Consider the following 25357-nt stretch of genomic DNA (forward strand, 5'->3'; position numbering starts at 1 on the left):
TCAATTACATTTCAAAGAGGGCAATCGATAAACCGAATTAATTTTTCTTATCCGAACAAAATTTAATCATATTTAATTTCTTGAAGAACCTTGGAACTATAACTAGCCTTTTAACATAAATATAACAAACCGTGTCGAAATCGTAGTTTTTGTGATTTTTCGTAAAGTTGTTCGATATTTGCATCGGGACGCAAGGAAGCTCGCGTAGGCGTAGCGGCTGAGCAGAGGAGAGATCTTTTGAAAAGATTAACGACTACTCTAGCCTTATCACTGAATGTGATTTTAATCACATTTTCCTCTTTTGGTTGGTCAAAGGAAAATGACTACAACATGACAAAAGGGGTCACAGAGATAAGTGGGCAAGTGTATGAATTACATATGCTGATTTTCTATATCTGCTGTGTAATTGCTTTGATTGTTTTTGGTGTGATGTTCTATTCCATCTTTCGTCATCGCAAGTCAAAAGGAGCAGTTGCCGCACATTTCCATGAAAGCACAAAAGTGGAAATTATTTGGACGGTCATACCCATCATCATTCTTGTCGCTATGGCGATTCCCGCAACAAAAACTCTAGTAGCAATGGAAGACACAAGCCAATCGGATATCACGGTCAAGATCACAGGCTCGCAATGGAAATGGCATTACAGCTATTTTGGCGAAGATGTTGAGTTTTTTAGTTTGCTTGCCACCAGCCAAAAACAAATTGATGGAATCGAAGCTAAAGGCGCACATTACTTACTGGAAGTAGACAACCCTTTGGTGTTGCCTGTGAATCGCAAAGTGCGTTTTTTGATGACTTCTGATGATGTCATTCACTCTTGGTGGGTACCGGACTTTGCCGTCAAGAAAGACACCATTCCAGGTTTTATTAATGAAGCATGGACAAGAATTGATGAGCCAGGCGTATATCGCGGTCAGTGTGCGGAGCTATGTGGTCGTGCACACGGATTTATGCCAGTGGTGGTGCATGCGATGGAAGAAGAGAAGTTCGATGAATGGCTAGCGAGTAAGAAGGAAGAACTCGCACTTCAAAAAGCGGCGGCACAAGAAGCGCTCTCTCAAGACTTATCTATGGATGAATTGATGTCGCAAGGCGAATCTATATACACGGCGCGCTGCGCTGTCTGTCATCAGGCAAATGGTGAGGGGATTCCGGGTGCATTTCCCGCGATTAAAGGCAGTCCTATTGCAACCGGAGATGTTACAGAGCACATAGATATTATTGTCAACGGTCGCCCGGGCACCGCAATGCAGGCTTTTTCTAATCAGTTAAGTGACAAAGAAATTGGCGCGGTTATCACATATCAACGAAATGCATGGGGCAACGATACTGGCGATACAGTGCAAGCATCCGATGTGAATGCCTTTAAGGCACAAGGCAGTGCTAAGGAGGAAATATGAGTAAGCCAATAGATAAGGCAGTGAAGTCTGCGCCAGCAGAAGCCAGTGCGAACAGTACCATTGCGATTGATGATGGTCACGAGCATCATGCACCCCAGGGCATCACTCGTTGGTTGTATTCTACAAGTCATAAAGACATAGGCACCCTCTACCTTTGGTTTAGCTTTGCGATGTTTCTAACAGGTGGTGCGATGGCTATGATCATTCGTGCCGAACTGTTCCAGCCAGGGCTACAGCTAGTCGATCCGCAGTTTTTTAATCAAATGACCACGGTACACGGTTTAGTGATGGTATTTGGTGCGGTGATGCCAGCATTTACTGGCCTTGCTAACTGGATGATCCCGATGATGATCGGCGCTCCAGATATGGCGCTGCCGCGCATGAACAACTTGAGTTTTTGGATCTTACCTTTTGCATTTCTTATTTTGTTGAGCTCGTTGTTTTTACCTGGCGGCGGTCCTGATTTTGGTTGGACGTTTTATGCTCCGCTGTCCACGACTTATGGCCCGGATAGCACTGCGCTGTTTGTATTCTCTGTGCATATCATGGGTATCAGCTCCATTATGGGCGCGATCAACGTTATCGTGACGATCGTAAATATGCGAGCTCCGGGAATGACTTGGTTCAAGTTACCAATGTTTGTTTGGACTTGGTTAATTACCGCTTTCTTGCTAATCGCGGTTATGCCGGTATTAGCGGGTGCGGTGACCATGGTTCTTACTGACAAATATTTCGGGACTAGCTTCTTTGACGCAGCTGGTGGTGGTGACCCGGTAATGTTCCAACACATCTTTTGGTTCTTTGGTCACCCAGAAGTGTACATCATGATTTTACCGTCGTTTGGAATCATCTCCGCCATTCTGCCTGCTTTCAGTGGTAAGAAGCTGTTTGGTTATCATTCGATGGTTTACGCGACGTGCAGCATTGCATTGTTATCTTTCCTTGTGTGGGCGCACCACATGTTTACCACGGGGATGCCAGTTTTTGCTGAGCTCTTCTTTATGTATTGCACTATGCTGATTGCGGTACCAACGGGGGTTAAAGTCTTTAACTGGGTTGCCACCATGTGGCGTGGAGCTCTGACATTTGAAACGCCAATGTTGTTTGCCATTGCCTTTATTGTGCTTTTTACTATTGGCGGCTTCTCGGGACTGATGTTGGCGATTGTGCCGGCGGATTTCCAATATCATGACACTTACTTCGTGGTTGCCCATTTCCATTATGTGTTGGTATCTGGTGCGGTATTCTCGATCATGGCAGCGGCATACTACTGGCTACCTAAGTGGACGGGCAATATGTACGACCACAAGCTGAGTTTATGGCATTTCTGGTGCTCAATTATTTCCGTCAATGTCCTGTTTTTCCCAATGCACTTCCTAGGCTTAGCGGGCATGCCAAGACGCATACCGGATTACGCCATTCAGTTTGCTGATGTTAATCAAATAGTATCAATTGGTGGGTTTGCATTCGGGTTGTCACAACTGATCTTCTTATGGTTGGTGATCAAGTGTATTCGTGGCGGGGAAAAGGCTTCTGCAAAACCGTGGGAACGTGCGGAGGGCTTAGAGTGGACAGTGCCAAGCCCTGCGCCGCATCATACGTTTACTACACCGCCTAAGATTGACTAGCAAAGAGTGGGGTGAGTGACATGAAACCGAATCCATCAAACAAGAAGCTCACAGTGAAGTTGCTTTTGGCGACCCTGTTAATGTTTGGCTTCGGCTATGCACTGGTCCCACTTTATGACGTGATGTGCGACGCACTGGGAATCAATGGAAAGACAAGTGAAGTGGCCGCCATTCAACCGACAGGTATGCAACCGGACATGAGCCGAACTATTCGCGTGGAGTTTATGGCGCATGTCAGCCCAGATATGCCTTGGGAGTTTAGACCCAAAGTGATTTCGATGGATGTTCACCCAGGTGAAGTCGTGCAAACCGAATACCTTGCATTTAATGAAAGCGGGCAGAAGTTGGTGGGGCAAGCCGTTCCTTCTGTTTCTCCCGGGACTGGAGCTGCTTACTTCAATAAGATTGAGTGTTTTTGTTTTAACCAGCAGCCTCTGGATGGTAAACAGCAAGCTCAAATGCCGTTGATTTTTTATATCGAACCGGACTTGCCGGAGTCTATACACACATTAACGCTGTCTTACACACTCTATAAACTTCCCCCTCCTACAGGCTCTTAGCCATTCAGGGAGAGAGATACAGACCAAGGTTGGTCAGTAAGGAGAGAAATTATGAGTAACAAGCCAGGAACATATTATGTTCCCGCTCAAAGTAGCTGGCCGATCATCGGTGCATTTGCTCTGTTTTTAGTGGCTGTTGGCGCAGGCATGACCGTTCAGGGGACACAAAGTGATGGTGCAGTGGGAACCATTGGCGGCATTGTGCTAGCGGTGGGCTTCTTGTTCTTGCTTTACATGTTGGCTGGTTGGTTTAGTAATGTGATTACTGAATCACTGAGTGGAAAATACAGTTCGCAAATTACTCGTTCTTTTCGCCAAGGAATGAGCTGGTTTATCTTTTCTGAAGTGATGTTTTTTGGTGCTTTTTTTGGTGCCTTGTTTTACGCCAGAATGATTTCTGTGCCTTGGTTAGGTGGGGCAGATAATAACTTCATGACCAACGAAGTCCTGTGGCCAACCTTCGAAGCGATGTGGCCACTCACACTGACGCCGGGAGGAGAAACAACACAAGCTATGCCGTGGCAGGGCATACCCCTTACCAATACTATCTTGCTGCTATTGTCGTCTATTACGCTACATATGGCGCATATAAGCCTTGAACAAGACAAAAGAACGGCACTGATTGTTTGGTTAGAGATAACCATCGTACTTGCTGGCTTTTTCCTATATTACCAAGCGGTTGAGTATGTTCATGCTTATCAAGATATAGGGCTCACGTTGCAGTCCGGTATTTACGGTAACACGTTCTTCATGTTGACGGGGTTCCACGGTTTACACGTTTGTCTTGGGACTATCTTTTTGATCGTGCTGCTGTTCAGAATCGCTAAAGATCACTTTTCACCAAAGAACCATTTTGCCTTTCAAGCGGGCAGCTGGTATTGGCATTTCGTGGATGTGGTTTGGTTATGTCTGTTTGTGTTTGTTTACGTACTTTAGGCGCAGAGTGAACTCTTGGTTCGACTAATAAGGGCGAGGGTTTGGTGCTAGCCAACCCGAGCTGAGCGCAATAAGCAAAAGGACGACCACCAAAGCGGAGAACATGACTCGACGGCCTAAGTAATGACTCATGGGTTTGTCTCTTTTTTCAGGATTATCTGGGTCTTCACGAACCATTTCGATAAGCGCTTTTGCGAGGTTGAAGATAATGAAAAGCAGCAAAAGGACAAGCGTCAGTTTGAATAGAAATACGGTGGACATGGCACCTCCGGTTTCATCATTGTTGTTATCAAGACAATTATGGCTATCGAAACGGTTTTGGGTTGCAGTTGGTTTAACTGTGGTTGTGTTTTCTCTTTTGGTCAAACTGGGTTTTTGGCAGTTTGAGAGAGGGCAAGAAAAACAAGCATTGGAACAAGCCATTCTCGCGCGTGCGGATAGTGCGTACCAAGCACTAAGCGTCGTTCTTGAAGACAACGACTGGCGAGAGGAAAGTATCCTCGGGAAAAAAGTGGAAGTTAATGTTGTTCCTCAGGCGTTTCCCGTAATTTTGTTAGACAACCAAACGCATCAAGGCAGTGTGGGATATTTAGCATTTCAGATTGTATTGACGAGCGATGAGCATAGTACCTATGCGTTATTGGAGCTTGGTTTTGTCGAGGGAAGAGCAGATCGCTCAATGTTACCAACGGTCACCAAACTCGATAATTCGACTTTCATCACAGGACGCCTGTACCGAAAATCTACTAATCCACTGAGTTCAGAGTTAATGCCGGAAGTTGGCGATGTTATTCGCGTGCAAAACCTAAACATCGCGCAATTGAATCAGCTACTGAATATTGAACTTATGCCCGCAGTCTTGCAGCCAGACAATTTAACTCGTTGGCCCTATGACTTTCCTTGGAATCCATTACCACTCAATAGTGCCAAACATTTTGGCTATTCGATTCAATGGTTTTCGATGGCAGGTGTTTTCTTAATACTGACTTTAATTGTTTTTGTTCGTTGGCAAAAAAAGTTGCGTCACATGGAGGTGAAGCATGACATCTAAAGTAACCAAAGGACGACTAATGTTGATTGCGCTGGTTTGTACGTTCGCGCTTCCCGCTGTCATTGCAAAAGTCATTCTCACACAAGGGTGGTATCAAAGCGGAGTGACCAATAGAGGCGAGTTAGTCGAACCATACACGACGTTAGAGCAACTTGGTCAAGAGTCACCTCTCAAAGACCATGGTTGGCAACTCGCTTATGTATTGCCTAACGAATGCACTGAAGAGTGTAAACAGCAGCTTTACCTGCTTCAGCAAAGCCATGTTGCTTTAGGTAAGTATCAAGAGCGAGTAGTGCCAGTCGTTTGGCAGACTGAGCATTCAGATCCCATGGAAGTATCGATGTTAGCGATGCAAATGAATGAATTGGTTACCGCTAAAGTGAAACCTGGGCAAATGTTGATCGTTGATCCTCTTGGGCAACTGGTGATGTCTTACTCGCCGAAACCAAATGAGGACTTAGTCCTATTGAATAAAGGTATGTTGGCGGACTTACGCAAGCTCTTAAAACTGTCACGAGTCGGTTAGAGGAAGTGCATATGAAATTAATTCAGTTGGTTAGATTCAGTTTGCTCCTAACTCTCGTGGTGATCATGCTAGGGGCATATACTCGCCTTTCAGATGCAGGGTTAGGTTGCCCGGACTGGCCTGGTTGTTATGGGCACTTTTCTGTGCCGCATCAAGAAGAAGACGTCATACGTGCTAACCTGAACTTCCCCGAGCGGGCAGTAGAGCATGAGAAAGCATGGCTTGAGATGATTCATCGCTATTTTGCAGGAACGTTAGGTTTAGTCATTTTTGCGATGGCAGCGATATCAATAAGGTCTGAGCGTGTAAATTCAACCATTCCGATGTTGCTAAGCGTATTGGTGATTGGGCAGGCACTTTTGGGAATGTGGACAGTTACTCTTAAATTAATGCCCGTCATCGTGATGCTTCACTTGCTCGGTGGTTTTGTTTTATTGGCGTTACAGGCGATTTTTTACTGCCAATTAAAAGCGCAAAACAATCTCTATTTCTCTCCATCTTCTAGCTCTCTGAGAGGCTTTTCATTGTTGGTTTTCCTGGTTGTTTTGGTGCAAGTGCTCCTTGGAGGATGGACTTCGTCAAATTATGCTGCGCTGATGTGTACCACACTGCCGATTTGTGAGGGAGACTGGATGAGCCATCTCTCATGGAAAGAAGCGTTTTCTTTCTGGCAAACTGGATTCGAGAATTATGAATTTGGTGTCTTGGAGTATCCGGCAAGAATGACTATACACGTCACTCATCGTATAGGCGCTATTGTTACCGCCACCGTGGTATTGGCTTATAGTATTGGGCTTATGAGGCAAGATTCTCATCATTCACAGAGAATCGGAGGGTGGTTGTTATTCACTCTGGTGTGCCAAATTATGCTGGGTGTAAGCAACGTAGTATTTCAACTTCCTATCTATGTCGCGGTGGCGCACAACCTTGGTGCCGCTGTTATGTTGAGTCTCGTTTGTGTTAGCCAGTTTTACTTGTGGCAGGGTAAAACGGCTTGGAATTACACCGCGAAAGGAGTTCGCTATGAGTAAAGAAATCGCGCTGTCGTTAAATGGGCGAAAGCGACTAAGTTCCGTTTATTTGAAGTTAACGAAACCTAAAGTGGTGGCGTTAATGTTGGTGACGGCAGTAGTAGGTATGAGCTTAGCCCCGGTTGATGATTTCCCCTGGTTGCAGGCGGTAGTTGGCCTAACGGGGATTGGTCTGATGGCAGGGTCTGCGGCAGCGTTTAATCATCTAATTGACCGCCGAATTGATGCGAGAATGGCACGTACACACAAACGACCATTGCCATCGGGTGAGACTAAACCATCATCGGTGATAGCCTTCGCTACAGTTTTAGGTGTCTTAGGGTTTGTACTTCTCTATGCGATGGTCAACCCGCTGACGGCATGGTTGACTTTGATGAGTTTGCTCGGCTATGCGATGGTATACACAATGTACCTCAAACGTGCTACGCCCCAAAATATCGTCATTGCAGGGATTGCCGGTGCGATGCCGCCTCTTCTCGGTTGGACTGCTGTAACAGGGCAATTACATGCGAATGCTTGGCTGCTCGTGATGATCATTTTTATCTGGACGCCACCACATTTTTGGGCTCTGGCTATTCATCGTGTCGAGGATTACCGCAAGGTAGATATTCCCATGCTGCCAGTGACACACGGCATTGAGTACACCAAAACTTCTATTCTGTTGTATACGGTGCTATTGACTTTGGTTTGTGTCCTACCGGTTTTGGTTGGTATGGTCGGCGTGGTGTATCTTTTTGCCTCGCTACTACTCAATGCTGGCTTTATGTACCATGCATGGAAGCTAAAATATGCACCAGAGCCAAATACCGCGATGGAGACGTTTAAATTCTCTATCTATCATCTTTTGGCGTTGTTCATTGCATTGCTTTCGGATCACTATATTGGTTTTTAACCTCTCTTAAAACAGAAAACGCCGCGTGGTTCGCGGCGTTTTTGGTTTTGATACTTTGGCTTTAAGACAAAGCTTTCTAGATTTATTGAATTTCTAGCAGTTCAACATCAAAGATCAAAACACTTGCTGGTGGAATTGGGCCAGAGCCACTCTTACCATAGCCAAGCGTGCTTGGTACGAAAAGGCGGATTTTCTCACCCTCTACCATGTATTGTAGGCCTTCTTGCCAGCCTTTAATGACTTGGTTAAGACCAAATGAAATAGGCTCACCACGATTAACAGAGCTATCGAATACCGTGCCATCAATCAAGGTGCCGTGGTAGTGTACTTTTACTTTACTTGTTGCCGTTGGGTGAACCTCACCTTCGCCTTTTTCAAGAACCATGTATTGAAGGCCACTTTCTGTTGTGATGACGCCTTCTTTTTTCGCATTTTCTAGTAAGAATGCTTGGCCTTTGGCAAAGTTTTCATCCGCTACTTTATGGTTTGTCCAAGTACGGTAAATGAAAAAGCCCGCCAAAATAAAAATAATAAGAGGAAACAAAAATTTAGACACGTAATCTCCTTGTCTATTTAGGTTGTTTTAGCAAAAAGTTGATGGTTTCTGCCATGGCTTCAACGCTGTCATGACCACCAGTAATCACTTGATATTTTCCGTTTACGATAAAGGCTGGAACGGAGTTAATTTGGCCTCGCGTGGTGATCGCTTCTGCCTTAATGATGTACTCAAACAGCGCTTTTTGCTGTGCTTCATCTAAATGGTAAGGGCTGATAAGGTTGCGAGACTCAAAGGCTTTCTCAACAGCGATTTGACGTTCCTCAGGCGTTGCATCGGCACCCATTTGCACAGCAGTAAAAAGATCCGCCATAAACGCTTTATCTGGTGTTGATTCAAGCTGCATTACGGCAGTATAGAAGATGATGGCGCTCACTTGTGCACTTTCATTGAACGTTACATGCATTTTTTCAACGCTTTGATCGGTCAATGATTCAATTTGAGGGACAAACTCTTCCATTGAGCGGCAGTGGCCACAAGTTAAAGAGAATGCTTCAGTCAGGGGAGCTAAATCATATTCTTCAAGGGATACTGGCAAAACTTCGTATTGTTTGCCTTGCTGAGGCTGACTCTTGCCGCTATCGCATGCCGACAAAGCCATTACGGCAACAACAACAGCAAAGCCTTTCGATATGGTTTTTAACATAGTAGTGCTCTAAATGAGAAATTTGCGTTAGTTTATCGGTTAACGATAGTGACTAAAACCATTAAATAACAATAAAGTGAGACCATTGGTAACAGACTTTGCCTGACGTATGAGCTGTAAGGGTAGGGTATTTTAGTGTTGCTTTTTATTTGAGAGATGATTTTGCATTGACTCCAGTGGCATGAACGCTGCATAGACAAACCAATCGGTGAACAAAAGCGCTAAAGATTCGGCGTGTTTTGTCGACACAATGAACAAGAGTTTTTCTACGTTGGTAATGGTATGAAGCATTGGTTTTTAATTGTTTGTGGCATTCTGGCCGGGTGCAGTAGCCTCGATCAAGATATGGTCCCAGGTGGGAACATTTTAGATACAGCTCCTAAATCAAACACTGAGCTGAGACACCCAGAGTGGGGATACCCGAGCGCATCCAATGTGGCTTCTTCCTCTCGTTCATATCAAACGGCGAGGGCGTCAGTAAAAAAGTCGCAAAACGTGACCTCTCTGGAAATGTTCCTGAGCAGGCATAACATTCCTCACGAGACGCTCAGTGGTGGTCACCTGATGATACGTTTGAAAGAGCAAGTGCATTTTCAAACGGGTTCTGCACGGTTATCTGCTCAATCTCAAGACTGGATTCGAAACATTGGTCACTATCTGGCTGGAAGAACTGATGTTGATGTCGTGATTGATGGTCATGCGGATAGCACGGGAGCTGAAAGCTTCAATGACACGCTATCTGAAAAGCGAGCTCGTGAAGTAGAAAAACAACTATTGGCGACGAGTATTCCACGTCAACGAGTGTTTTCTAGAGGCTTCGGAGAGTATGTACCGAAGTGCAGCAATGCGACAGCGAGTGGTAAAGCTTGCAATCGGCGCGTAGAGCTAACATTGATCGTGGATGAATAACGCAGACGTTAGGCGGTAATCTTCGTTGTGTTGTTCTCGCATACCCGTTATTTGCTTAGTGGAGTTTAAGTTCGGAGTTGAGCAAGAAGACTGAATAAGGAAAGCTCGCACGGCAACATTTAGCTAGAAAAAATAGAAAAGAGGCACCGTTAGGTGCCTCTTTTACATCCGCCAATGTTCATAGGGGGAACTTAGGCAAATTCTTTTTCAACGTAAGCGACGATGTCAGATGACTCGTATAACCACTGTGTCTCGCCATCTTTTTCGATACGAAGACAAGGGACTTTAACTCGCCCACCACCTTGCTCTAGTTCAGCTCGATGAGTCGGGTTATTTTTTGCATCACGTAGCTCAATGTTCACCGATTGACGCTTCATTGCACGGCGGACCTTTACGCAAAAAGGGCAGGCTTCAAATTGGTAAAGTGCGTATTGTTTCGCTTTTTCATCAATACGTTGCTGTTCTTCTGCGGTGCGCTTAATACCACGAGGTGAGAACACCGCGTTCAGCAATAAGATAACCTTGCCTAAAATCCAACGGATAAACTTCATAATGATCCCTTGATGTTCATTGGGTAATTGTCCTTTAAGAATGCAATCATGATGCTTGTTGCACTGAACGTGAAGTCTATCAGTTGTTTGAAATGGATAAAACCATGTATTTTATGCGGAAAATAGACGTTTAAACCAACCCAAAAAGCCACTTGCTGAAGCCGGACGGGCTTCTTTACCTTGATAAAAACTTTGCATGAGTTCGGTTCTGAATGCATCAACGTCCATGCGTTTTATGACAAGCTCATGCTGCAATGTATTTTGAGTCTGCTCGGCATGATCGTGCGCCAAGCTGAAATCCATATTTAAATAGCCTTGCGTGTATAACCAAAGGTGGGTGACTAAGATTAGGTCTTCAGCAGATTGGTTAGTAAACTTATCCGCGTGCTCATTACCCAAGGAGTCAGTCAGAACTTGCTGCATACGCTGGGTAGAGTGAGCATGTTGCTCGTAGTTAGCACTTGCTTCAATATGTGATTTGGTCAAAAGGCCAAGCAGGTGAAGAGTAGGTGCTGTTGTGGGTTTGTTCTCACAAACTTTTGTAAATAGTTGTGACTGTTCTTTTAACCAACGCCGCTTTGCTGCTTTATGTTCTTTAACAAAGGGGATTTCTTCAAATCCCATCTCTTGACTCAGTTCACTAAGAGACGTCATGGTTTTTTAGTTCCTTCACCGTTACTTCGATATGTTGATCATTGATATCAACAAAAATTGAGCTGCCAGTAATCATAACAGAAAGGCTAGTACCTCGGTCAAGGTGCTGACAAATCAAGTCGATAGCGTCATAGTCAAAGCTCTCTACGTTGACGGGAAGCATTGAGAACTTTCCTGACATTTTGTCCCACCAGACAGCCGCTTTGGTGTTATAAGTGTAAACTTTTACATGCTTTGCGAGGCGAGAAGCTTTCTTAATTCTGTCTGGTTCTGGTTCGCCAATTTCAATCCAGTGAGTAATGCTTTGATCATCGCCAACATGCCATAAATCAGGCTCTTCAATCGTAGAGAGTCCTTTTGTAAACTCCAGATTGCTTTGAGCATTTAAACAGTAAGCTAGAATGCGAGCCAACATTCGTTGCGGCTTTTCAGAAGGGTGGAGGGCGATAGTTAGATTTTTAGAATCGTAATAGTCATTATTCATATCGGAAATGGCGATACGAAATTTGTAAATGGTTGGTTTAAGAGCCATAGATTTATATCGTTTTGTTGGCAAAATAAGTTTTAGGCAAAAAAATAGCCAGCTTTAAAAGCTGGCTATCGTATCAAATTCTTTAAGAATTAAAGTACTTTGATTTGCTCTGCTTGAGGGCCTTTTTGACCTTGAGAGATAACAAATTCTACTTTCTGGCCTTCAACTAGAGTACGGAAGCCGTCACCAGTGATTGCAGAGAAGTGAGCAAATACGTCAGGACCGTTTTCTTGTTGAATGAAACCGAAGCCTTTAGTTTCGTTGAACCACTTAACTGTGCCAGTAGCTGTGTTAGACATGTCTATTTCCTAAATATCTAAATAATGTAATCTTTCGCCTCAACGGCGCTTATAGCGTGGAAAAATAAATTGCTATTGCGTACCACAGGACGACGGGTTACAAGTAATCCAACGAAATGTGAAAACAAAGAACTTTCTTTCTAGCCGTGTTTGAGTCTAGGTTAATTCCACGAAGAGTCAACATATATTAGTGCTTTATGGACAAATATTTGTATTTAGTCACTATTTAACCAGCATGTTTTTGATTAAATTTCAAATAAATGACGGTGATGTGAAGTTTTTTAGCATAAAATTCAACTAAATCTATAAATTTGACTTATTTATATAATTATTGTCCAATCTGGTTCGACCATTAAGGAGGATTTATGGCAAAGCGTAAAATCAGTCCTCAACCGAGTGGCTCACAACATGAGACCGACTTCGGCAGAGGTGAAATCAAAGACAACGCGCTAAAAGCGGTTGTTACCAGTCAGCTGTTCCAAACACGAGTCGTTAAAGCGAAAAAAGGTAAAGGTAGCTTCAGCCGTAAAATGAAGCATAGAGGCAAAGAGCCCTATTCAAAGTTCTCCCCAAGGTGGATTTTGAATAGGGCTTTTTTATTGGTACTAGGTGTTTGCAAAACTGATGATAGTCAATTTTTTAGTACCAGATAAGTTTTCCTAATTTATCATGTACTGCTTCAACTGCTTCAACTGCTTCAACTGCTTCAACTGCTTCAACTGCTTCAACTGCTTCAACTGCTTCAACTGCTTCAGCGAACCAGGCGTTGAAAGTACCAATTAAGTACTAAAACTTACTAAGTTAGATTCATATCAATAAGCGTCACTTCCTGTCTTATGCAACTCTACTATATCTTTAGTCTAATCAAACAGCCGAGATTATGGTTTAAAAAGACTGGTGAGAAGTAGGTATGTCATCGACGAGTTATGGTACTTATGGTTGCAAATGTAAAAAAGCGTGTGCTTCTTTATTACTAGTGTGGCTGTCCATTTGTCCGATGGCGCATGCGCACAAATCAGAGTCTCATTCTTTAATTGTTGCTAACTCCAAAGCGTGGAAGCCGTTCTCTTACCTTAGCCCAGATGGTGAACCTAAAGGTATTTTAATCGACTTTTGGAAAGAGTACGCGGCGAACAACCAAATCGACGTTCAGTTTCTCCTTTTGGATTGGGATGCTTCTTTACAAGCCGTAAAAGAGGGTAAGGCTGACTTTCACGGAGGACTTGTCTACTCGCCCGAAAGAGCGAAGTATATGGACTTTGGCGCAGTCATAATGCCTATCCAAACCAAACTGTACGTAAATAAAGATGTACTTTCGGTTGATATCAGGAGTGTTTTAACTGGCGAAATGACGCTGCCAATTGGCGTTGTTAAAGGAAGTTACGAGTCTGAGTTTGTTCAGACGAATTATCCAAATGCACCTATTGCAGAGTACATTAACAATGATTCGATGATACAAGCAGCCGTCGATAAAAAGGTGCTGTACTTTGTTGCAGACCTGCAAGTTGCTAACTTTTATATGGCAACCACGCCGGGAGCGGGTATGTTTGTCCCGACAATTAGCTTGTATAGTAAAGATCTTCGGATTGCTAAAGGAATGCATAGTGCAACTTCCATTTTAGAGGTATCAAGAGCGTTTGAAAAAGTCATTGATACGGATCGTGAGCGGATCCTTACCCGTTGGAGTGTGGTGAAAACGGTTTATCCACTTTATCTTTTCCCTATTGCTATTTTCATTATGGCGATTGCAACGCTTTATCATATTTTTGCCCTCAAACGTATGGTTGCTCTTCGGACAAGGCAATTAACGATTGCCAATCAGCAATTGCTGGAGATGACGTTGACGGATTCTCTCACAAAGCTATACAACCGTAGACACCTGATTGAGCAATTGGCGCTACTGAATCATTTGAAGCGAAACTTAACGGTGATGGTGTTTGATATTGATGATTTTAAATCAATCAATGATCGATATGGCCACCTTGCTGGAGACCGAGCAATAGTTGCCATCGCAGAAGCCGCTAAGTCGATGACTGATGACCGAATGACATTGGCGAGAATTGGAGGAGAAGAGTTCGCACTCGTTACGTCTTCTCTGTCAGAGCGAGAAGCGCTCAATTTTGCCAATATGCTTTGTAAAGCCGTTTACGATCAGCCTGTTATACTGGGCGGACAAGCAATTCATTTGAGTATCAGTTTGGGCTGTGCTTACTATCCTGAGTTTACCCACATCGTGAGCTTGCAAGATGCTGACGAGTTGATGTATCAAGGTAAGTCTGAAGGAAAGAATCGTGCAGTTTTCCAAGTTATAACAGACTGTCAGCTTCAACCTGCGCTTCGTCAAGTGAATTAGATCTCGCTAATTCAACTGATGCTTCAAACCATCCTCAAGCCTCAAAGTTTTAGTCAGAGTAACGTGGTAAGCGTTGACGATCACGTTGCGTTGTTTTCTTTGAGGCCAATTTGCGTACAAATACTTGCACTTTCATATATATAACCCCCCACCTGCTCACGTCTTTATCATAGAAGCAGTAATTGTTTCAAAGTGATAAGCGATTTCTTGGTAAAGATCAGAACCCCTGTCTACACTCAGTGTAAAGTAATGCATATAAAGCATGATGCATACAGTGTTGTACAAAAACAATTAAAGAAGATAAGAAATAAGTTGGCTTGAGAAGGACGGGGAATGAACAACGAATGCTTTGCTAGGTTCCGAGCTGTCACGGATGAACTGTCAATGAAAGAATCGTTGTCAGTTGGGAAAGACCCTTATGCTCACTATCTCAAAGATATTGTGGGCATTGATTTGTTGTCTCGTGAAGAGGAGTTGCATTACGCCAAACTTAATCGAGCTGGTGATGAAGAAGCGCGCGAAATGTTGATTGAGTCTAATCTTCGACTTGTTGTGAAAATCGCAAAAGGCTACCTCAAACGGCCAGGCAATAACTTTACTCTGCTCGATTTAATAGAAGAAGGTAATATTGGTTTGATAAAAGCGGTCGATAAGTTCGATCCTGAGCCAGGCTACCGTTTTTCTACTTATGCGGTATGGTGGATTCGCGAGAATATAGAAGCGGCATTAATGAACAATGGCCGAACGGTACGTTTACCTGCTCATGTGTGCAAAGAGATAAATAGTCTGGCTTTAAAAAAGCTCGATGCGTCAAAAAGTGAGAGCAAGGAGTTGTCTATTTCTGAACTCTCACGCTGCTCAGGGGTGAAAGCAGAGCGTATAGATGAACTTGTTGCGCTTAGTGGCTTTATTGATGTATCGACCACTGCGGACCTACATCGCGTTCCATTTGTTCTTGAACTGTGTGAAAGTGAGTATACGCCAGATCCACAACAAGACTGTGAAAACCAGTGCTTTACTCAAGCTATTGAAAATATTATTAAAACTTTGCCAATTAAGTTGCAGAAAGTCTTGATCCATCGATTCGGATTATTTGACCAGAGAGTGAAAACCTTGTCGGAAATAGGCCTGTTATTAAACGTGTCTAACGAGCGTGTTCGTCAGATGCAGATAGAGGCGGTTGAACGCGTGCAGAAACGTCTCCGATTCGATGGTTGGGTTTAAGATTTTTAGCCCCTTATCCTAGCCGATTAATTTACTGGCTTGCTACTCTGTTCTTCCGTAAGTAACAGCAGCTCAAGCTGTGCTTTAGCTGCTGCCTCCAATCTCCATACACTCAATAATCGGTTAAGTGCTGCGCGATAAGTACGACTTTTGAGTAAAAAAGCGAGCGTACTTGTGTAGTTGTTTACGACTCGCGCTTGTGTCTCGACCAATGCGGTTTTGTTTTCGATGTCGATGTGTTGAAGGTTAAAGTCAGGAAGAAACGCACACTCATACCATACCTCTACAATTTCACGAATTTCGAGTTCTTCTTCAGGCACGTCGAAGTCTTGTAAATGGTAGTTTTCTGGTATTGTTGATAAATAAACCACATCCAATTTGTCTGCAACAAATGTATACATCGGATTCCTTAGTGTACGCGCTTACAGAGTAAATAGTCTCATCGTTTACATTTTTGTCAATGACCGTGCTCAATTATGAATGATGAACCACACCACATTCCGAACTTAACTTAGACTTTTTAAGTACTTATCGGTTAACCCGAAATACTTCAAGTTGCCATCTGGCTCCAAGACTAAGCTCATATTGGATGTAGAGATCATGCCCGGATCATTCGTTGAGAAAATAACGGTCTTATTGAGTAGTTTGTCGCTGAATAACCGCTTGAAGTAGTGCGAGTTTTCTTGCTCTGCACCATTAAATGGCTCGTCAATGATAATCAAAGATTGTTCGCAGTTACCTAGCCCTAATGCGAGCCGCAGTCTTTGTTGAATACCATTTGGTAAACTTTTACAGATATCAACGCTCAATTGAGTGTCCAGGCCTTGTGGCAACCATGTATCGAGCTCAAAGAAACTCACCATTTCACGCATTTTTTCTGTTGGGATTAATCCATTATGCAAGATGAAGTTAGTCTCCAAGGAGCCTTCAAAAATATGCAGGTTAAACGGGATGTAGTTAATCGAGGTTCGATAGCGGTAACTGTTGAACTGTTTGATGTTATAACCGTCTACCGAAACTGAGCCTTGATAGCGTTCCTCTAGCCCAGCGATAATAGAAATGAGCGTCGTTTTACCGCAACCTGTTGGTCCACAAATCACGACTTTTGCGCCCGGTGGAATTTTAAAACCAAGATTAGTTAAGCCTGTTGCTGCACCACTATAACGATGGCTCACACCAGAGCCGACGATACTACCTTGAAAGAGGCGAATAGGGGGGCTTTTCTCTAACGTTAGCTTATCGTCATTCATCGCCATAAGGTTGTTGATTTGCGCAGAAGACGCCTTAATGGATTGGAACTTAGAAATAGAGTTGTAGATGCCCATAATAGGCCCCAACGCCTTCCAGACTAAAATTACGGTAGCAAGCATTGCACCTGCATCGGAGGTGCCGTCCATCACGCCGATAACGGCCGCGACGATACTTGCGGTACCAATAACCTGAATCAAACTCCCGCCTGCTGCCTGAACCCTGCTATTAGTCACTGAAACATGTTCTGCATCGTTGGTGCTTTGTAAATGCGATGCGCTAAAGCGGGACTGGATAACACGCAATAATGGCAAGCCTTGGATGGTTTTTATACCACGAAGAATCTCATTCCATTGGTAAGAAACCATGGCGTTGGCGCGAGAGCTCTTGGACGTGGCTTGCGAGTAGATGTAACGAGAATAAACACAGAACACCAACATTAGAATCAACCCCGCCATAACGACTAGCGCTGCGGTACCAGACATAAGAGCAATGGCAATAATGAATACGATAACAAACGGCATGTCGAAGTAGCTTAATGTTGACTCTGCGGTTACCAAACGGCGGAAAGTGTCGATGTCCTTCAATCGTGCTAACTGAGAAGAGACACCAGCGGTAGATGTCATCGAATAAGGAAGCCACAACAGTTTGGATATTACGTTTTGAGAAATATGCACCGCCAAATCCTTTCCTGATGTGGCGATGATGTTGACCCGCATTTTCTTGAAAAAGTATTCCGAGAACCCAACAATCACAGCAAATAACGTGAGCCAATAAAGCGTGGCTTGCGAGCTAGAGGTTAAGGCGAAGTTGTACACACTCATAATAAAAAAGGGCTGGAGTGCGCCGAGAATGCTGACCACGAAGCTGAGAATAATCAGGCTTTTGAGTTCATTGTTGTAGCGATAAAACGCGTATTTAATCCAGTTACTGCGGTCTTGAGATTCAGGTGGCGGTTCTCGGAATAAGCGGGAGTATTCGCTGATCGAGACCAACAAGCACGGCTTCTTGCAGAGCGGGTATTCAATGGTGTTGTTATTTGTGTAATCAAACAGGATCAGTTTGCCGTCTTTAGTGCCCAAGAAAATCGCAGTGAGGTTTTCTATCTCGATAAAACAAGGATGAGGATGCCCCTCGATGTGCTCCAACGTTTTTAGTTGGGTGACGTCACAACGGTAACCAAGGCGTTCAATCGTAGCGATAAAACTGTCGCTGTCTTTTGGTTTAGGGATAAAAGCGTCGCTGAGGATAGAAGGCGTGCCTTCCCATTCAAGCGCTATGAGGGTGTAAGCTAAACCACGAATCAAAGGTGACTCATTGTATCGCTCGTCATAACTGCGAGCCTCAAAGTCCAACAAGCGCTGAGGGACATTATTAAAATCAACCAAAATACTCATTGGTCACCTCCGGTAAGTTTGACGCGTTTGAGGCGATGATTGAGTTTGTCCATCTTGTTGCTGACGATGATGAGGATTTTGTCGTTGGCGCGATAGGCGGTGCTGGTCAAAACCAATCGAGCAAAGTCGTCATCATAAACACAGTCGATGTCGTCGAAGATCAACACACGTTTGTTCGCGAGTAAGGCACGCACTAACAACAAGGCATAAGCGACTTGGCGCGAGAATGGGTTGCGTAAATGTCCTTTAAGCTCGGTGTAAAAACCAGCGGGAAGGGCATCGATTTGTGCCTTGATGTTCATGGTTTCGCAAAGCGCAAATGCCGTGTTATTTAAGCTCGGGCGGAAACAAGTCAAGTTGTCGATGATGGTGCCTTCGACGAACGAACTGGTTTTGTCGACCATGAGCACGCTATTACGCCAGACGTTGTAGTTGACGTCATCGAGCGGTGTCTCGTTGATTTGGATATCGAGCTTGCTGTCGGTGTTTTGCCGCGTAATGCAATTGGCGAGGTGGGTTTTACCTGCGCCGCTTTTCCCCGTCAGCACGTAAGCCTGACCGCGTTCAAACTCAATGCGTTGTTTTTCCGAATACTTCACCGAGATGCGCTCGACTTCTGTCGTGTCGTTTTGTTGTTCTATAGATGCAGCAAGCTCAAGCAGCTCGGCGATACGTTGAATATGAAGCTTGTTCAACTCCCATCGACTCACCGTGCGCATTACTTGCTGGTATGGCGCGAAGTAGCGGTTGGTAAGCATGATGATGGCAGCCATGATGCCTTGGCTCGATTGCATGTTGATAACTGCCGTTGCCAAAACCACCACCACACAAGCGATGGAGAGCTGTTGTATGAGCGACAAGATCAGGCTGAAGTTTGATTCAATTTGCTCGTACTTGATGTTCTCGACTTCACGCTCTTCCACCATTTGTGTCATCAAGCTCTCAACGCGATATTCCATATTGCGCGCTTTGATATCGAGTGGGCTAGAGATGATCTCGATGATTTTAGAAGTAGTTAAGCCTTCGATGTCGGATTTGTTTTCTAAGCTGTTGATTTTCTGCTTGGAAAGACTGAGTGCGAACACCGCCAAAATGATGGAGGCGAGCAAGATGGTCACTCCCGCCCAAATGTTGATCACACCGATAATCAGAATGGTCAGTATGCTGACGGCAAGGTTGATCAATGCCCGTACAGATTCTCCGCCAAAGAAGGATTTAATCTCTGGAATGGTCGCAATACGCTCTAGGTATTCACCGGGTTCTAGACGACGAAACTTCGATATCTCAGCCAAACAGATTGATTGAAACACCTTGTTGGTTAAGTTGGTTTCGAATTGCTTCATGATCACCGACGAAATCTTCTCTTCCTGATTCTTTAAGTGATAGTCGAGGAAGATGGTGATCAAGATAATGGCAAACAGAAGAAACAGCGTGTCTTTGGCTTGGTTAGGTAAAACACGGTCAAAGATAATAAGAATCGAAAAGGGCAGCACTAAACCAAACAGTGTTGAGATGACCGTTGAGAAAGTCAGATAACACTTGTCAGCAAAGTTAATCTTTTGGGAAAAGTGCTCAGTTTGCATTGCGACCTCCTTTCTTAATCGATGGTTTAGAGAGAAGGTGTTTTGGAACTAAGTCTTGATTGCTTCTGCCTTCGATATCGCTCATCAACTGCATGATGCTTTCGATAGATTGAACCGATAGCATGCCTTTGATTTGCTCAAGATTGATCGATTCAATGATGTAGTCATAGCGCGCGCTCTCGTAATCACGTAGCGCGCTGAACAGTTTACTTTCCGCTGCCAGTAAGTCGGTAATGGTTCGCGTACCAAGCTGATAGGCGCGTTGAATGCCTTTGTAGGAAGCGTAGTTGGCACGGATGATGTTCTCGTAACTGCTGATGGCGCGGGAGAAGTCGTTAATGTTGAGTACTGAGGTGTTAACGCTATTGCGCGTCGCGAACAATGAATCTTGGTACAGCAGCTCGGTTCGCTCGATGGCAGTCGACGATTTTTGATAACCGTAGTAATCCGAACCGCCGGAGAAAATTGGCACATTCAAGTTCAACCCGACGCTGGTCGAGTTACTGTCCCCTGTTGCGGTTGGGTCGGTTCGGTCATAGTTGTTCGCATCGTCGTAACGGTAACTGGCAGAGAGCGATACGGTCGGCACAAAGTTTGAACCGCTTTCTTTCAAGCCTCTTCGGCTGCGCTCGACGGTTTTCTTCGCAACCAATAAGTCGTTATTGAGCTTCAAAGCTTGTTCAAGAATCTCACGTTGTTCGGATTCGCTGATTTCCTCCAAGGGAACACTTTCGTAGATGTCTTGTGATGGGGTGACTGGGTATTGAACTTGAATCTCTAAACCGTTCAAAATTACGCGCCGGTCTTTCTCTAAGGTTCTTAAGCGATTGGCAATGCCTTCTTTCTGGGCAATTACCTCATACAACTCGCTCGCCGCAGTGTTGCCAAGTTCCACGTTGCGACGCATTTGGCGCTCACGTGTTTCAGACGATTTAAGTTCTACTTGGGTGGCTTTGATTTGCGCGTTGTTTTTGAGGTATTCGAAATATTGCGTCGCGATTTCAGAAATGGTGCTCTGGATTTTGTTCTCGTGTTTGATTTCCTCAATGTTGAAATCCAGCTTCGCGGTGCCGTATTTGAAGATGTCGCCAAGGTTAAACACCGATTGCGATAAAGACACGCTGTAGCTATTTGAGTTGTAGCTAGAACGTGTATCCGGTGTTCCCGTTAATATGGTTTCGTTTTCATTCCATGTGGTATCAGCAGCACCGTTTAAAGAGGGTAGAAACTTAGAACGGCTAATGTCGATGTTGTATTCGTTTTCTTCCACGCCTTTGTCACTAGCGCGCAGAGATAAATTGTTTTCCAAGCCGAGTTTGACCGCCTCAAGCAAGGTGGTCGCCATTGCCGAAGGAGCGTTGCTCAATGTAAGCGCTGCCAATATACAGCTAGTTAAGTTTCTGTACCGCCACATACTTGTTGATCACCTTGATGATTTCGTCGTTTTTATAAGGTTTGCTGATCACGTAATCCATTCCAGCTTCGATACAAGCTTGGTGTTCATTACTGCTGGTCAATGCTGTCGCACCTATAATGGTGCAAGGGTTCTGTCCGCTCTCTTGTTCGTATTGTCGAATGCGTTTGGTCGCTTCAATGCCGCCCATGCCCGGCATGATGCAGTCCATAAAAATGATGTCTGAGCGCTGATTCATGAAATGCTGAACGGCGTCTGCGCCATCGCCAACGGTGTCGGCTTCGTATTCTTGCTTGCTCAAAATACGTTTGAGTAGAATCTGTTGAACACGGTCATCCTCCACAATCAGGAATGAGCTGTTCTCCATCTGTTCTTCAGAGGCTTCCGCTTCCATGATTGCTAATAGGTTAGGGATGAACTCATACGGAATCGCAGGGGAGTTCAGAATCTTGTCGACAAAGGTATGGCTCTCTTGTGCTTGCTGAGTGCTAGTGACTGAAAGCAACAACTTGGTGTTCGGGTGATTGCGCAGTTGCGATTTCACCGTTTTGCTCAGTGAGGGCAGCTTGTTTGGCTCGAACGTGTCGGTCAGCATGATGGCATCGTATTCGCCAAAGGTTTTTGCCGCAGAGAAGAGTTCGTTCGGCGTTCGAATTGGCGTGATCTCCAAGCCCAAGTTGACTAACATTTTGTTCATTACATCAATGCGCAGCTGAGAGTTGGCACACAGCAACAAACGCTTATTGTCGAAGCGAGTTTTCTCGGTGTGGAAGCTTTTGGCTTTCAAATCGAGCTGAATTTGAAAACGTTCCTGATTGCCCGATTGATACCAATGGCTCTCGTAATAGCCATAATCTTTCAGTACGCTTTTCGCCAAATCGTCTTTGGTTGCAGTGTGCTGCTTATGGTCGCTCCAGTGTAGGGTATTGAGCTTGGCAAGCGGCACATCCAGCGTGGTTAAGAAGTTTAGATTGATGGTCAGGCGGGTATTTTCAATGTCTGACGCCGCACCTGATTCAATGGTGACAAACAGTTTCTTGTCGGCTTTGAGTTGGATGGCATTTGATAGCTGAAGGAACAACACCCAGAATAAGCTGGTGGATTGTCCTTCAACACGGTTTGGTAAGTTATCTGAGATAAAGCAGTCTAGCTCACCTTCATTTCGCTGCACTTTTGAACTGATGTGAATCATCAATTCAGACAGTACATTCAGCAGTGAAAACTCTTTCGATTTGCTCTCGGTCCCTTGTGAAATGAGTCGGTTGTAGTTCTCTGCCAATTCAGACAGGGTATTGGCAGCCGAGGTTATATCTTGCGCCATCAACACTCCGCTCTCATCGGTCTCTTGAACGAGATATTGCACGCCGCCGTTAATGGTGTTGGTGATGCCACGAATCTCGTAACCAATCAGAGCATAGAGCTGCTTGTAGAGATCGTTATTGCGTTTTTGCTCTTCGAGTTTGCTGAAAATCAGTTTTAGGTGTGAGTAGATCTGACGCTGCTTAGGATTGATGCTCACTTCATTCAGCAACTCTTCCAACCTTTGTAAATCCAGTAGTTTGAGTTCTTGATAAAGCTCATCGAATTCTTGGTCAATGTCACGCTCATTCGAGCTGGATTTTTTCAGTTTAAGGATTGCCACCAAGTTCGATAGCACTGCGATACCAACCAGTACGACAACGACCACAAACAACCAAATGAAGAACTCGTTTTTCTCCATCATTAGGTCGCTCGCATGGTTGTTAAATATGGTCCGGTAGTTGTCGTCCATTTGTAGGTAGTTATTGGTGAGCGAGAGGTACAGTGCCAACACATCGTCGCGTGTTTTTTGGCTGTCTGAGAAGCGATTGATTGCCAGTTCAAGCTGCGTGTATTCGGTCGCGCCCACCAAGCTAAACTCGGTTTTGTTGAGTGACGCGAGCGACTTAAATTGGTCAATTTCGTCTTTCAGAACCTCAAAATCAAGCTCTGTTGTACTGCAATAACGTGCGCTTAAACAGCGTTGAAGCGTTTGAATATCAAACTCGATAGTTTGGTTGAGCTGTTGAGCTTGAACCAAAAGAGGCGCGTTTTGCACTTTCTCGACTGAATCCACTTTGTCCCAAGAGATATACAAATAAAAGGCGAGGGCAGCCAGCATCAAGCTGAAAGCAATGCTTAGGCGCATAACAGGAACGGAAATATTGTAAGAAGGCTTGCTACTCATCCATCACCTCTCATCGAATGCGTCTTCGATAGCCGACATAACCGGCTTCGCTGCGTATTCGATAACCCGGCGTGAACCTGTTTTCACGTCTGCGGTAAACTCCATATAAGGGGACAGCTTGTATTGTGTGCCTCCGCGCTCTAGATAGTTTTGACTGATTTGGATTTCCGCGAGGTAGAATTCAGCGTCTTCTTCTTCATAAGAAGAACGGCTGATCGATGCAATTCGACCTTCCAAAAATCCGTATTTGGCAAAGTTGTAGGTATCCATCTTCACTTTGACCGCTTGTCCGATTTCTACAAAACCCATGTCTTTACGCGGGATCTTCGCCTCTCCATGAAGGGCGTTATTGATCGGTGCAATGTCCGCGATGCTTTCACCTGGCGGTATCACAGCGGAGCGGAAGTTGAAGTGCACTTTATCTACTACACCGTCAATAGGGGCGTAAACCACGAGGCGATCCACTTTATCTGAGTGTTGAGGACGTAATATACGTTTCAACTTTAAGTCCTTGTTTGCTTGAATGATTTGTGCTTGATACTCGGCATTACGATTCTCCACCAAGTCTCGGTACTGCTTCTCTAGTTTGTCGAGTTGGAAGCGCTCATTCATGACCGACTCATCAAGGTTTTCAATCTCACGCACCATGTTTGACTCTTGAACCTGCATATTCAGAACATCGACGTAAGACGCCATTTCCTCTTTGTACAAGGTGTTCTTAATATTGAGCTGCTTGCGTATCAAGGAGAGCTGGTTCTCGGAGCTTTTACGGCGCTTGAGCATTGAATCAATAAGCGAATTCTTATGTTGGATATCGTGAGTGATCAACTCTTCATTGGAACGGTTTTTAGAAAATTCTTGCTGCCAGGTATTCATGTTGACTTGCACTAATTCTGGGTACTTTTCGATGTAGGCAGAAAAGTCGGGTTCCACCATATCGCGCAGGCTTTCGTAACGAATCTTGTCTAGCTCAAGCTGAATGATCTCTGTGTTTACCGTATCAAGTTGAGTGTTTCTATCCAAAGAGCGAAGGCGTGCAATAGGTTGACCTTCGTAAACCACTTCGCCTTTGCGCACTAGCATTTCTTCTAGAATACCGCCTTCAAGGTGTTGCACTTTTTCGATGTCAGATTCGAGCAATAGCTCACCGCGCACCGACACCACAATGTCGATACGAGCCTGAGATGCCACGGCGATAGCCACCATGGAAAGCAAAAAGATAACCAGCAAGGTTTTGTGTACGCTGGTCATTGCACTGGCTAGCACGATTGTATCGTCTGCTGTTACCTTCGAAGCTTCGTTGTTCGAAACGAGTGCCTTTTTGAGGTGATGTTCTATTTGCTTATTACTCATGAGCCACCCCTACGATTCACTACCTGTGCGGCTATCGATTGAATTTTCGATTTTTAACAGCTGGCTAATTTGTTTGTTTACGTTGTTAAGCTCGGTTTTAACGTCCTCGATCAATTCATTAGGAGCAGGGAAATGGTGTTTGTTTAAGTGTTCAAGCTTTGCCAATTTTGGTGGTAAGTCGTCATCACATAACAAGACGAGAATGGTCTTTAGCCTTTTTGAATAACATCTGAGTGCTTCAAAACGGTTTTGTTTATGCAGCATCTCAATATCAATCCCTGCATCACTGAAATCTTGGTAAAAATCGCCTAATAGCAATTGCAGCCCCTTATGGCTGTTGTCGACTGAGCGCAACAGACTTGTCATATTTATCATTATCCCACCGCACTAATTGCTTTAATGACAAC

26 protein-coding genes are annotated in these 25357 nt (G+C 44.5%); 12 read left to right on the forward strand and 14 right to left on the reverse strand.

Features of this window, described 5'->3' with window-relative positions; translation table 11 throughout:
- The first annotated feature begins 237 nt into the window (after positions 1 to 237).
- Genes coxB through R7Q09_RS07385 form a run of 4 tightly spaced genes read left to right on the forward strand, consistent with a single transcriptional unit; the run spans position 238 to position 4525 of the window.
- Positions 238 to 1401 (forward strand): cytochrome c oxidase subunit II, encoded by a 1164-nt coding sequence (gene coxB, locus R7Q09_RS07370; protein ID WP_005385208.1) that lies wholly within the window; start codon positions 238 to 240, stop codon positions 1399 to 1401.
- Positions 1398 to 3029, forward strand: a complete 1632-nt coding sequence (gene ctaD, locus R7Q09_RS07375; protein ID WP_005375510.1) for a cytochrome c oxidase subunit I — start codon at positions 1398 to 1400, stop codon at positions 3027 to 3029. The genes coxB and ctaD overlap by 4 nt, the downstream gene beginning before the upstream one ends.
- A 20-nt stretch (positions 3030 to 3049) precedes the next feature.
- Positions 3050 to 3589 (forward strand): cytochrome c oxidase assembly protein, encoded by a 540-nt coding sequence (locus tag R7Q09_RS07380; protein WP_017821600.1) that lies wholly within the window; start codon positions 3050 to 3052, stop codon positions 3587 to 3589.
- A gap of 51 nt (positions 3590 to 3640) precedes the next feature.
- Positions 3641 to 4525 (forward strand): cytochrome c oxidase subunit 3, encoded by an 885-nt coding sequence (locus R7Q09_RS07385; RefSeq protein ID WP_005385214.1) that lies wholly within the window; start codon positions 3641 to 3643, stop codon positions 4523 to 4525.
- Positions 4526 to 4549: 24 nt separating this feature from the next.
- On the opposite strand, the gene R7Q09_RS07390 is transcribed toward R7Q09_RS07385, so the two are convergent.
- The gene (locus R7Q09_RS07390) at positions 4550 to 4786 is read right to left on the reverse strand and encodes a DUF2909 domain-containing protein (RefSeq protein ID WP_005375504.1); all 237 of its coding nucleotides are present in this window, start codon (positions 4784 to 4786) and stop codon (positions 4550 to 4552) included.
- Between R7Q09_RS07390 and R7Q09_RS07395 the strand changes: the two genes are divergently transcribed.
- From R7Q09_RS07395 to cyoE, 4 genes are read left to right on the forward strand one after another with little or no spacing between them, the layout of a single operon-like run.
- Complete coding sequence (locus R7Q09_RS07395; RefSeq protein ID WP_318070694.1) at positions 4785 to 5576, forward strand: SURF1 family protein; 792 nt, start codon at positions 4785 to 4787, stop codon at positions 5574 to 5576. The two genes, R7Q09_RS07390 and R7Q09_RS07395, sit on opposite strands and share 2 nt — an antisense overlap.
- Entirely contained in the window at positions 5566 to 6102 is a 537-nt protein-coding gene (locus R7Q09_RS07400) for a cytochrome oxidase biogenesis cluster protein (RefSeq protein ID WP_158155331.1), read from the forward strand. The genes R7Q09_RS07395 and R7Q09_RS07400 overlap by 11 nt, the downstream gene beginning before the upstream one ends.
- An 11-nt stretch (positions 6103 to 6113) precedes the next feature.
- On the forward strand, positions 6114 to 7133 hold the full coding sequence (locus R7Q09_RS07405) for a COX15/CtaA family protein (protein WP_033906821.1): 1020 nt from the start codon (positions 6114 to 6116) through the stop codon (positions 7131 to 7133).
- Positions 7126 to 8025, forward strand: coding sequence for a heme o synthase (gene cyoE / locus R7Q09_RS07410; protein ID WP_005385222.1), 900 nt, complete (start codon positions 7126 to 7128; stop codon positions 8023 to 8025). Before R7Q09_RS07405 ends, cyoE begins: the two co-directional genes overlap by 8 nt.
- Positions 8026 to 8107: 82 nt before the next feature.
- Here cyoE and R7Q09_RS07415 read toward each other — a convergent pair whose 3' ends face one another.
- Positions 8108 to 8581 carry an FKBP-type peptidyl-prolyl cis-trans isomerase gene (locus R7Q09_RS07415; RefSeq protein WP_005375638.1) on the reverse strand — a complete coding sequence of 158 codons (474 nt, stop codon included), beginning with the start codon at positions 8579 to 8581 and terminating at the stop codon, positions 8108 to 8110.
- 13 nt (positions 8582 to 8594) lie between these two features.
- Positions 8595 to 9227, reverse strand: a complete 633-nt coding sequence (locus R7Q09_RS07420; RefSeq protein WP_318070693.1) for a thiol:disulfide interchange protein DsbA/DsbL — start codon at positions 9225 to 9227, stop codon at positions 8595 to 8597.
- Between the two features lie 282 nt (positions 9228 to 9509).
- Between R7Q09_RS07420 and R7Q09_RS07425 the strand changes: the two genes are divergently transcribed.
- Complete coding sequence (locus R7Q09_RS07425; RefSeq protein ID WP_085569492.1) at positions 9510 to 10136, forward strand: OmpA family protein; 627 nt, start codon at positions 9510 to 9512, stop codon at positions 10134 to 10136.
- A 191-nt stretch (positions 10137 to 10327) separates the two neighbouring features.
- On the opposite strand, the gene R7Q09_RS07430 is transcribed toward R7Q09_RS07425, so the two are convergent.
- The 4 genes from R7Q09_RS07430 to R7Q09_RS07445 all read right to left on the reverse strand — a co-directional run bounded on the left by R7Q09_RS07430 (position 10328) and on the right by R7Q09_RS07445 (position 12172).
- Positions 10328 to 10687, reverse strand: a complete 360-nt coding sequence (locus R7Q09_RS07430) for a glutaredoxin family protein (protein WP_005375631.1) — start codon at positions 10685 to 10687, stop codon at positions 10328 to 10330.
- A gap of 111 nt (positions 10688 to 10798) precedes the next feature.
- Positions 10799 to 11341 (reverse strand): hypothetical protein, encoded by a 543-nt coding sequence (locus tag R7Q09_RS07435; protein WP_262656006.1) that lies wholly within the window; start codon positions 11339 to 11341, stop codon positions 10799 to 10801.
- Entirely contained in the window at positions 11328 to 11873 is a 546-nt protein-coding gene (locus R7Q09_RS07440; protein ID WP_005375627.1) for a YaeQ family protein, read from the reverse strand. Before R7Q09_RS07440 ends, R7Q09_RS07435 begins: the two co-directional genes overlap by 14 nt.
- Before the next feature lie 89 nt (positions 11874 to 11962).
- On the reverse strand, positions 11963 to 12172 hold the full coding sequence (locus R7Q09_RS07445; protein WP_005375625.1) for a cold-shock protein: 210 nt from the start codon (positions 12170 to 12172) through the stop codon (positions 11963 to 11965).
- Positions 12173 to 12537: 365 nt separating this feature from the next.
- Here R7Q09_RS07445 and R7Q09_RS07450 point away from each other — a divergent pair, with 365 nt between their 5' ends.
- The 3 genes from R7Q09_RS07450 to R7Q09_RS07460 all read left to right on the forward strand — a co-directional run bounded on the left by R7Q09_RS07450 (position 12538) and on the right by R7Q09_RS07460 (position 15749).
- Positions 12538 to 12825 carry an alternative ribosome-rescue factor A gene (locus tag R7Q09_RS07450; RefSeq protein ID WP_171345463.1) on the forward strand — a complete coding sequence of 96 codons (288 nt, stop codon included), beginning with the start codon at positions 12538 to 12540 and terminating at the stop codon, positions 12823 to 12825.
- 257 nt (positions 12826 to 13082) lie between these two features.
- Complete coding sequence (locus R7Q09_RS07455) at positions 13083 to 14525, forward strand: diguanylate cyclase domain-containing protein (RefSeq protein WP_171345462.1); 1443 nt, start codon at positions 13083 to 13085, stop codon at positions 14523 to 14525.
- Between the two features lie 333 nt (positions 14526 to 14858).
- Complete coding sequence (locus R7Q09_RS07460) at positions 14859 to 15749, forward strand: RNA polymerase sigma factor RpoD/SigA (RefSeq protein ID WP_025768458.1); 891 nt, start codon at positions 14859 to 14861, stop codon at positions 15747 to 15749.
- Positions 15750 to 15775: 26 nt separating this feature from the next.
- Here the strand turns inward: R7Q09_RS07460 and R7Q09_RS07465 are convergent, their stop codons facing one another.
- The 7 genes from R7Q09_RS07465 to R7Q09_RS07495 form a co-directional block, all read right to left on the reverse strand.
- Positions 15776 to 16150 carry a hypothetical protein gene (locus R7Q09_RS07465; protein WP_064369162.1) on the reverse strand — a complete coding sequence of 125 codons (375 nt, stop codon included), beginning with the start codon at positions 16148 to 16150 and terminating at the stop codon, positions 15776 to 15778.
- A gap of 105 nt (positions 16151 to 16255) precedes the next feature.
- Entirely contained in the window at positions 16256 to 18394 is a 2139-nt protein-coding gene (locus R7Q09_RS07470; RefSeq protein ID WP_239945527.1) for an ATP-binding cassette domain-containing protein, read from the reverse strand.
- The gene (locus R7Q09_RS07475) at positions 18391 to 19977 is read right to left on the reverse strand and encodes an ATP-binding cassette domain-containing protein (protein ID WP_239945528.1); all 1587 of its coding nucleotides are present in this window, start codon (positions 19975 to 19977) and stop codon (positions 18391 to 18393) included. The genes R7Q09_RS07470 and R7Q09_RS07475 overlap by 4 nt, the downstream gene beginning before the upstream one ends.
- Complete coding sequence (locus R7Q09_RS07480; protein WP_213903492.1) at positions 19967 to 21391, reverse strand: TolC family protein; 1425 nt, start codon at positions 21389 to 21391, stop codon at positions 19967 to 19969. The genes R7Q09_RS07475 and R7Q09_RS07480 overlap by 11 nt, the downstream gene beginning before the upstream one ends.
- Positions 21366 to 23597 carry a response regulator gene (locus tag R7Q09_RS07485; protein WP_239945529.1) on the reverse strand — a complete coding sequence of 744 codons (2232 nt, stop codon included), beginning with the start codon at positions 23595 to 23597 and terminating at the stop codon, positions 21366 to 21368. The genes R7Q09_RS07480 and R7Q09_RS07485 overlap by 26 nt, the downstream gene beginning before the upstream one ends.
- Before the next feature lie 3 nt (positions 23598 to 23600).
- Positions 23601 to 24950 carry an HlyD family type I secretion periplasmic adaptor subunit gene (locus tag R7Q09_RS07490; protein WP_033906830.1) on the reverse strand — a complete coding sequence of 450 codons (1350 nt, stop codon included), beginning with the start codon at positions 24948 to 24950 and terminating at the stop codon, positions 23601 to 23603.
- Positions 24951 to 24959: 9 nt separating this feature from the next.
- Complete coding sequence (locus R7Q09_RS07495) at positions 24960 to 25328, reverse strand: hypothetical protein (RefSeq protein ID WP_205461380.1); 369 nt, start codon at positions 25326 to 25328, stop codon at positions 24960 to 24962.
- Between the last annotated feature and the right edge of the window lie 29 nt (positions 25329 to 25357).

The sequence above is a fragment of the Vibrio sp. 2130-1 genome (assembly GCF_033339515.1).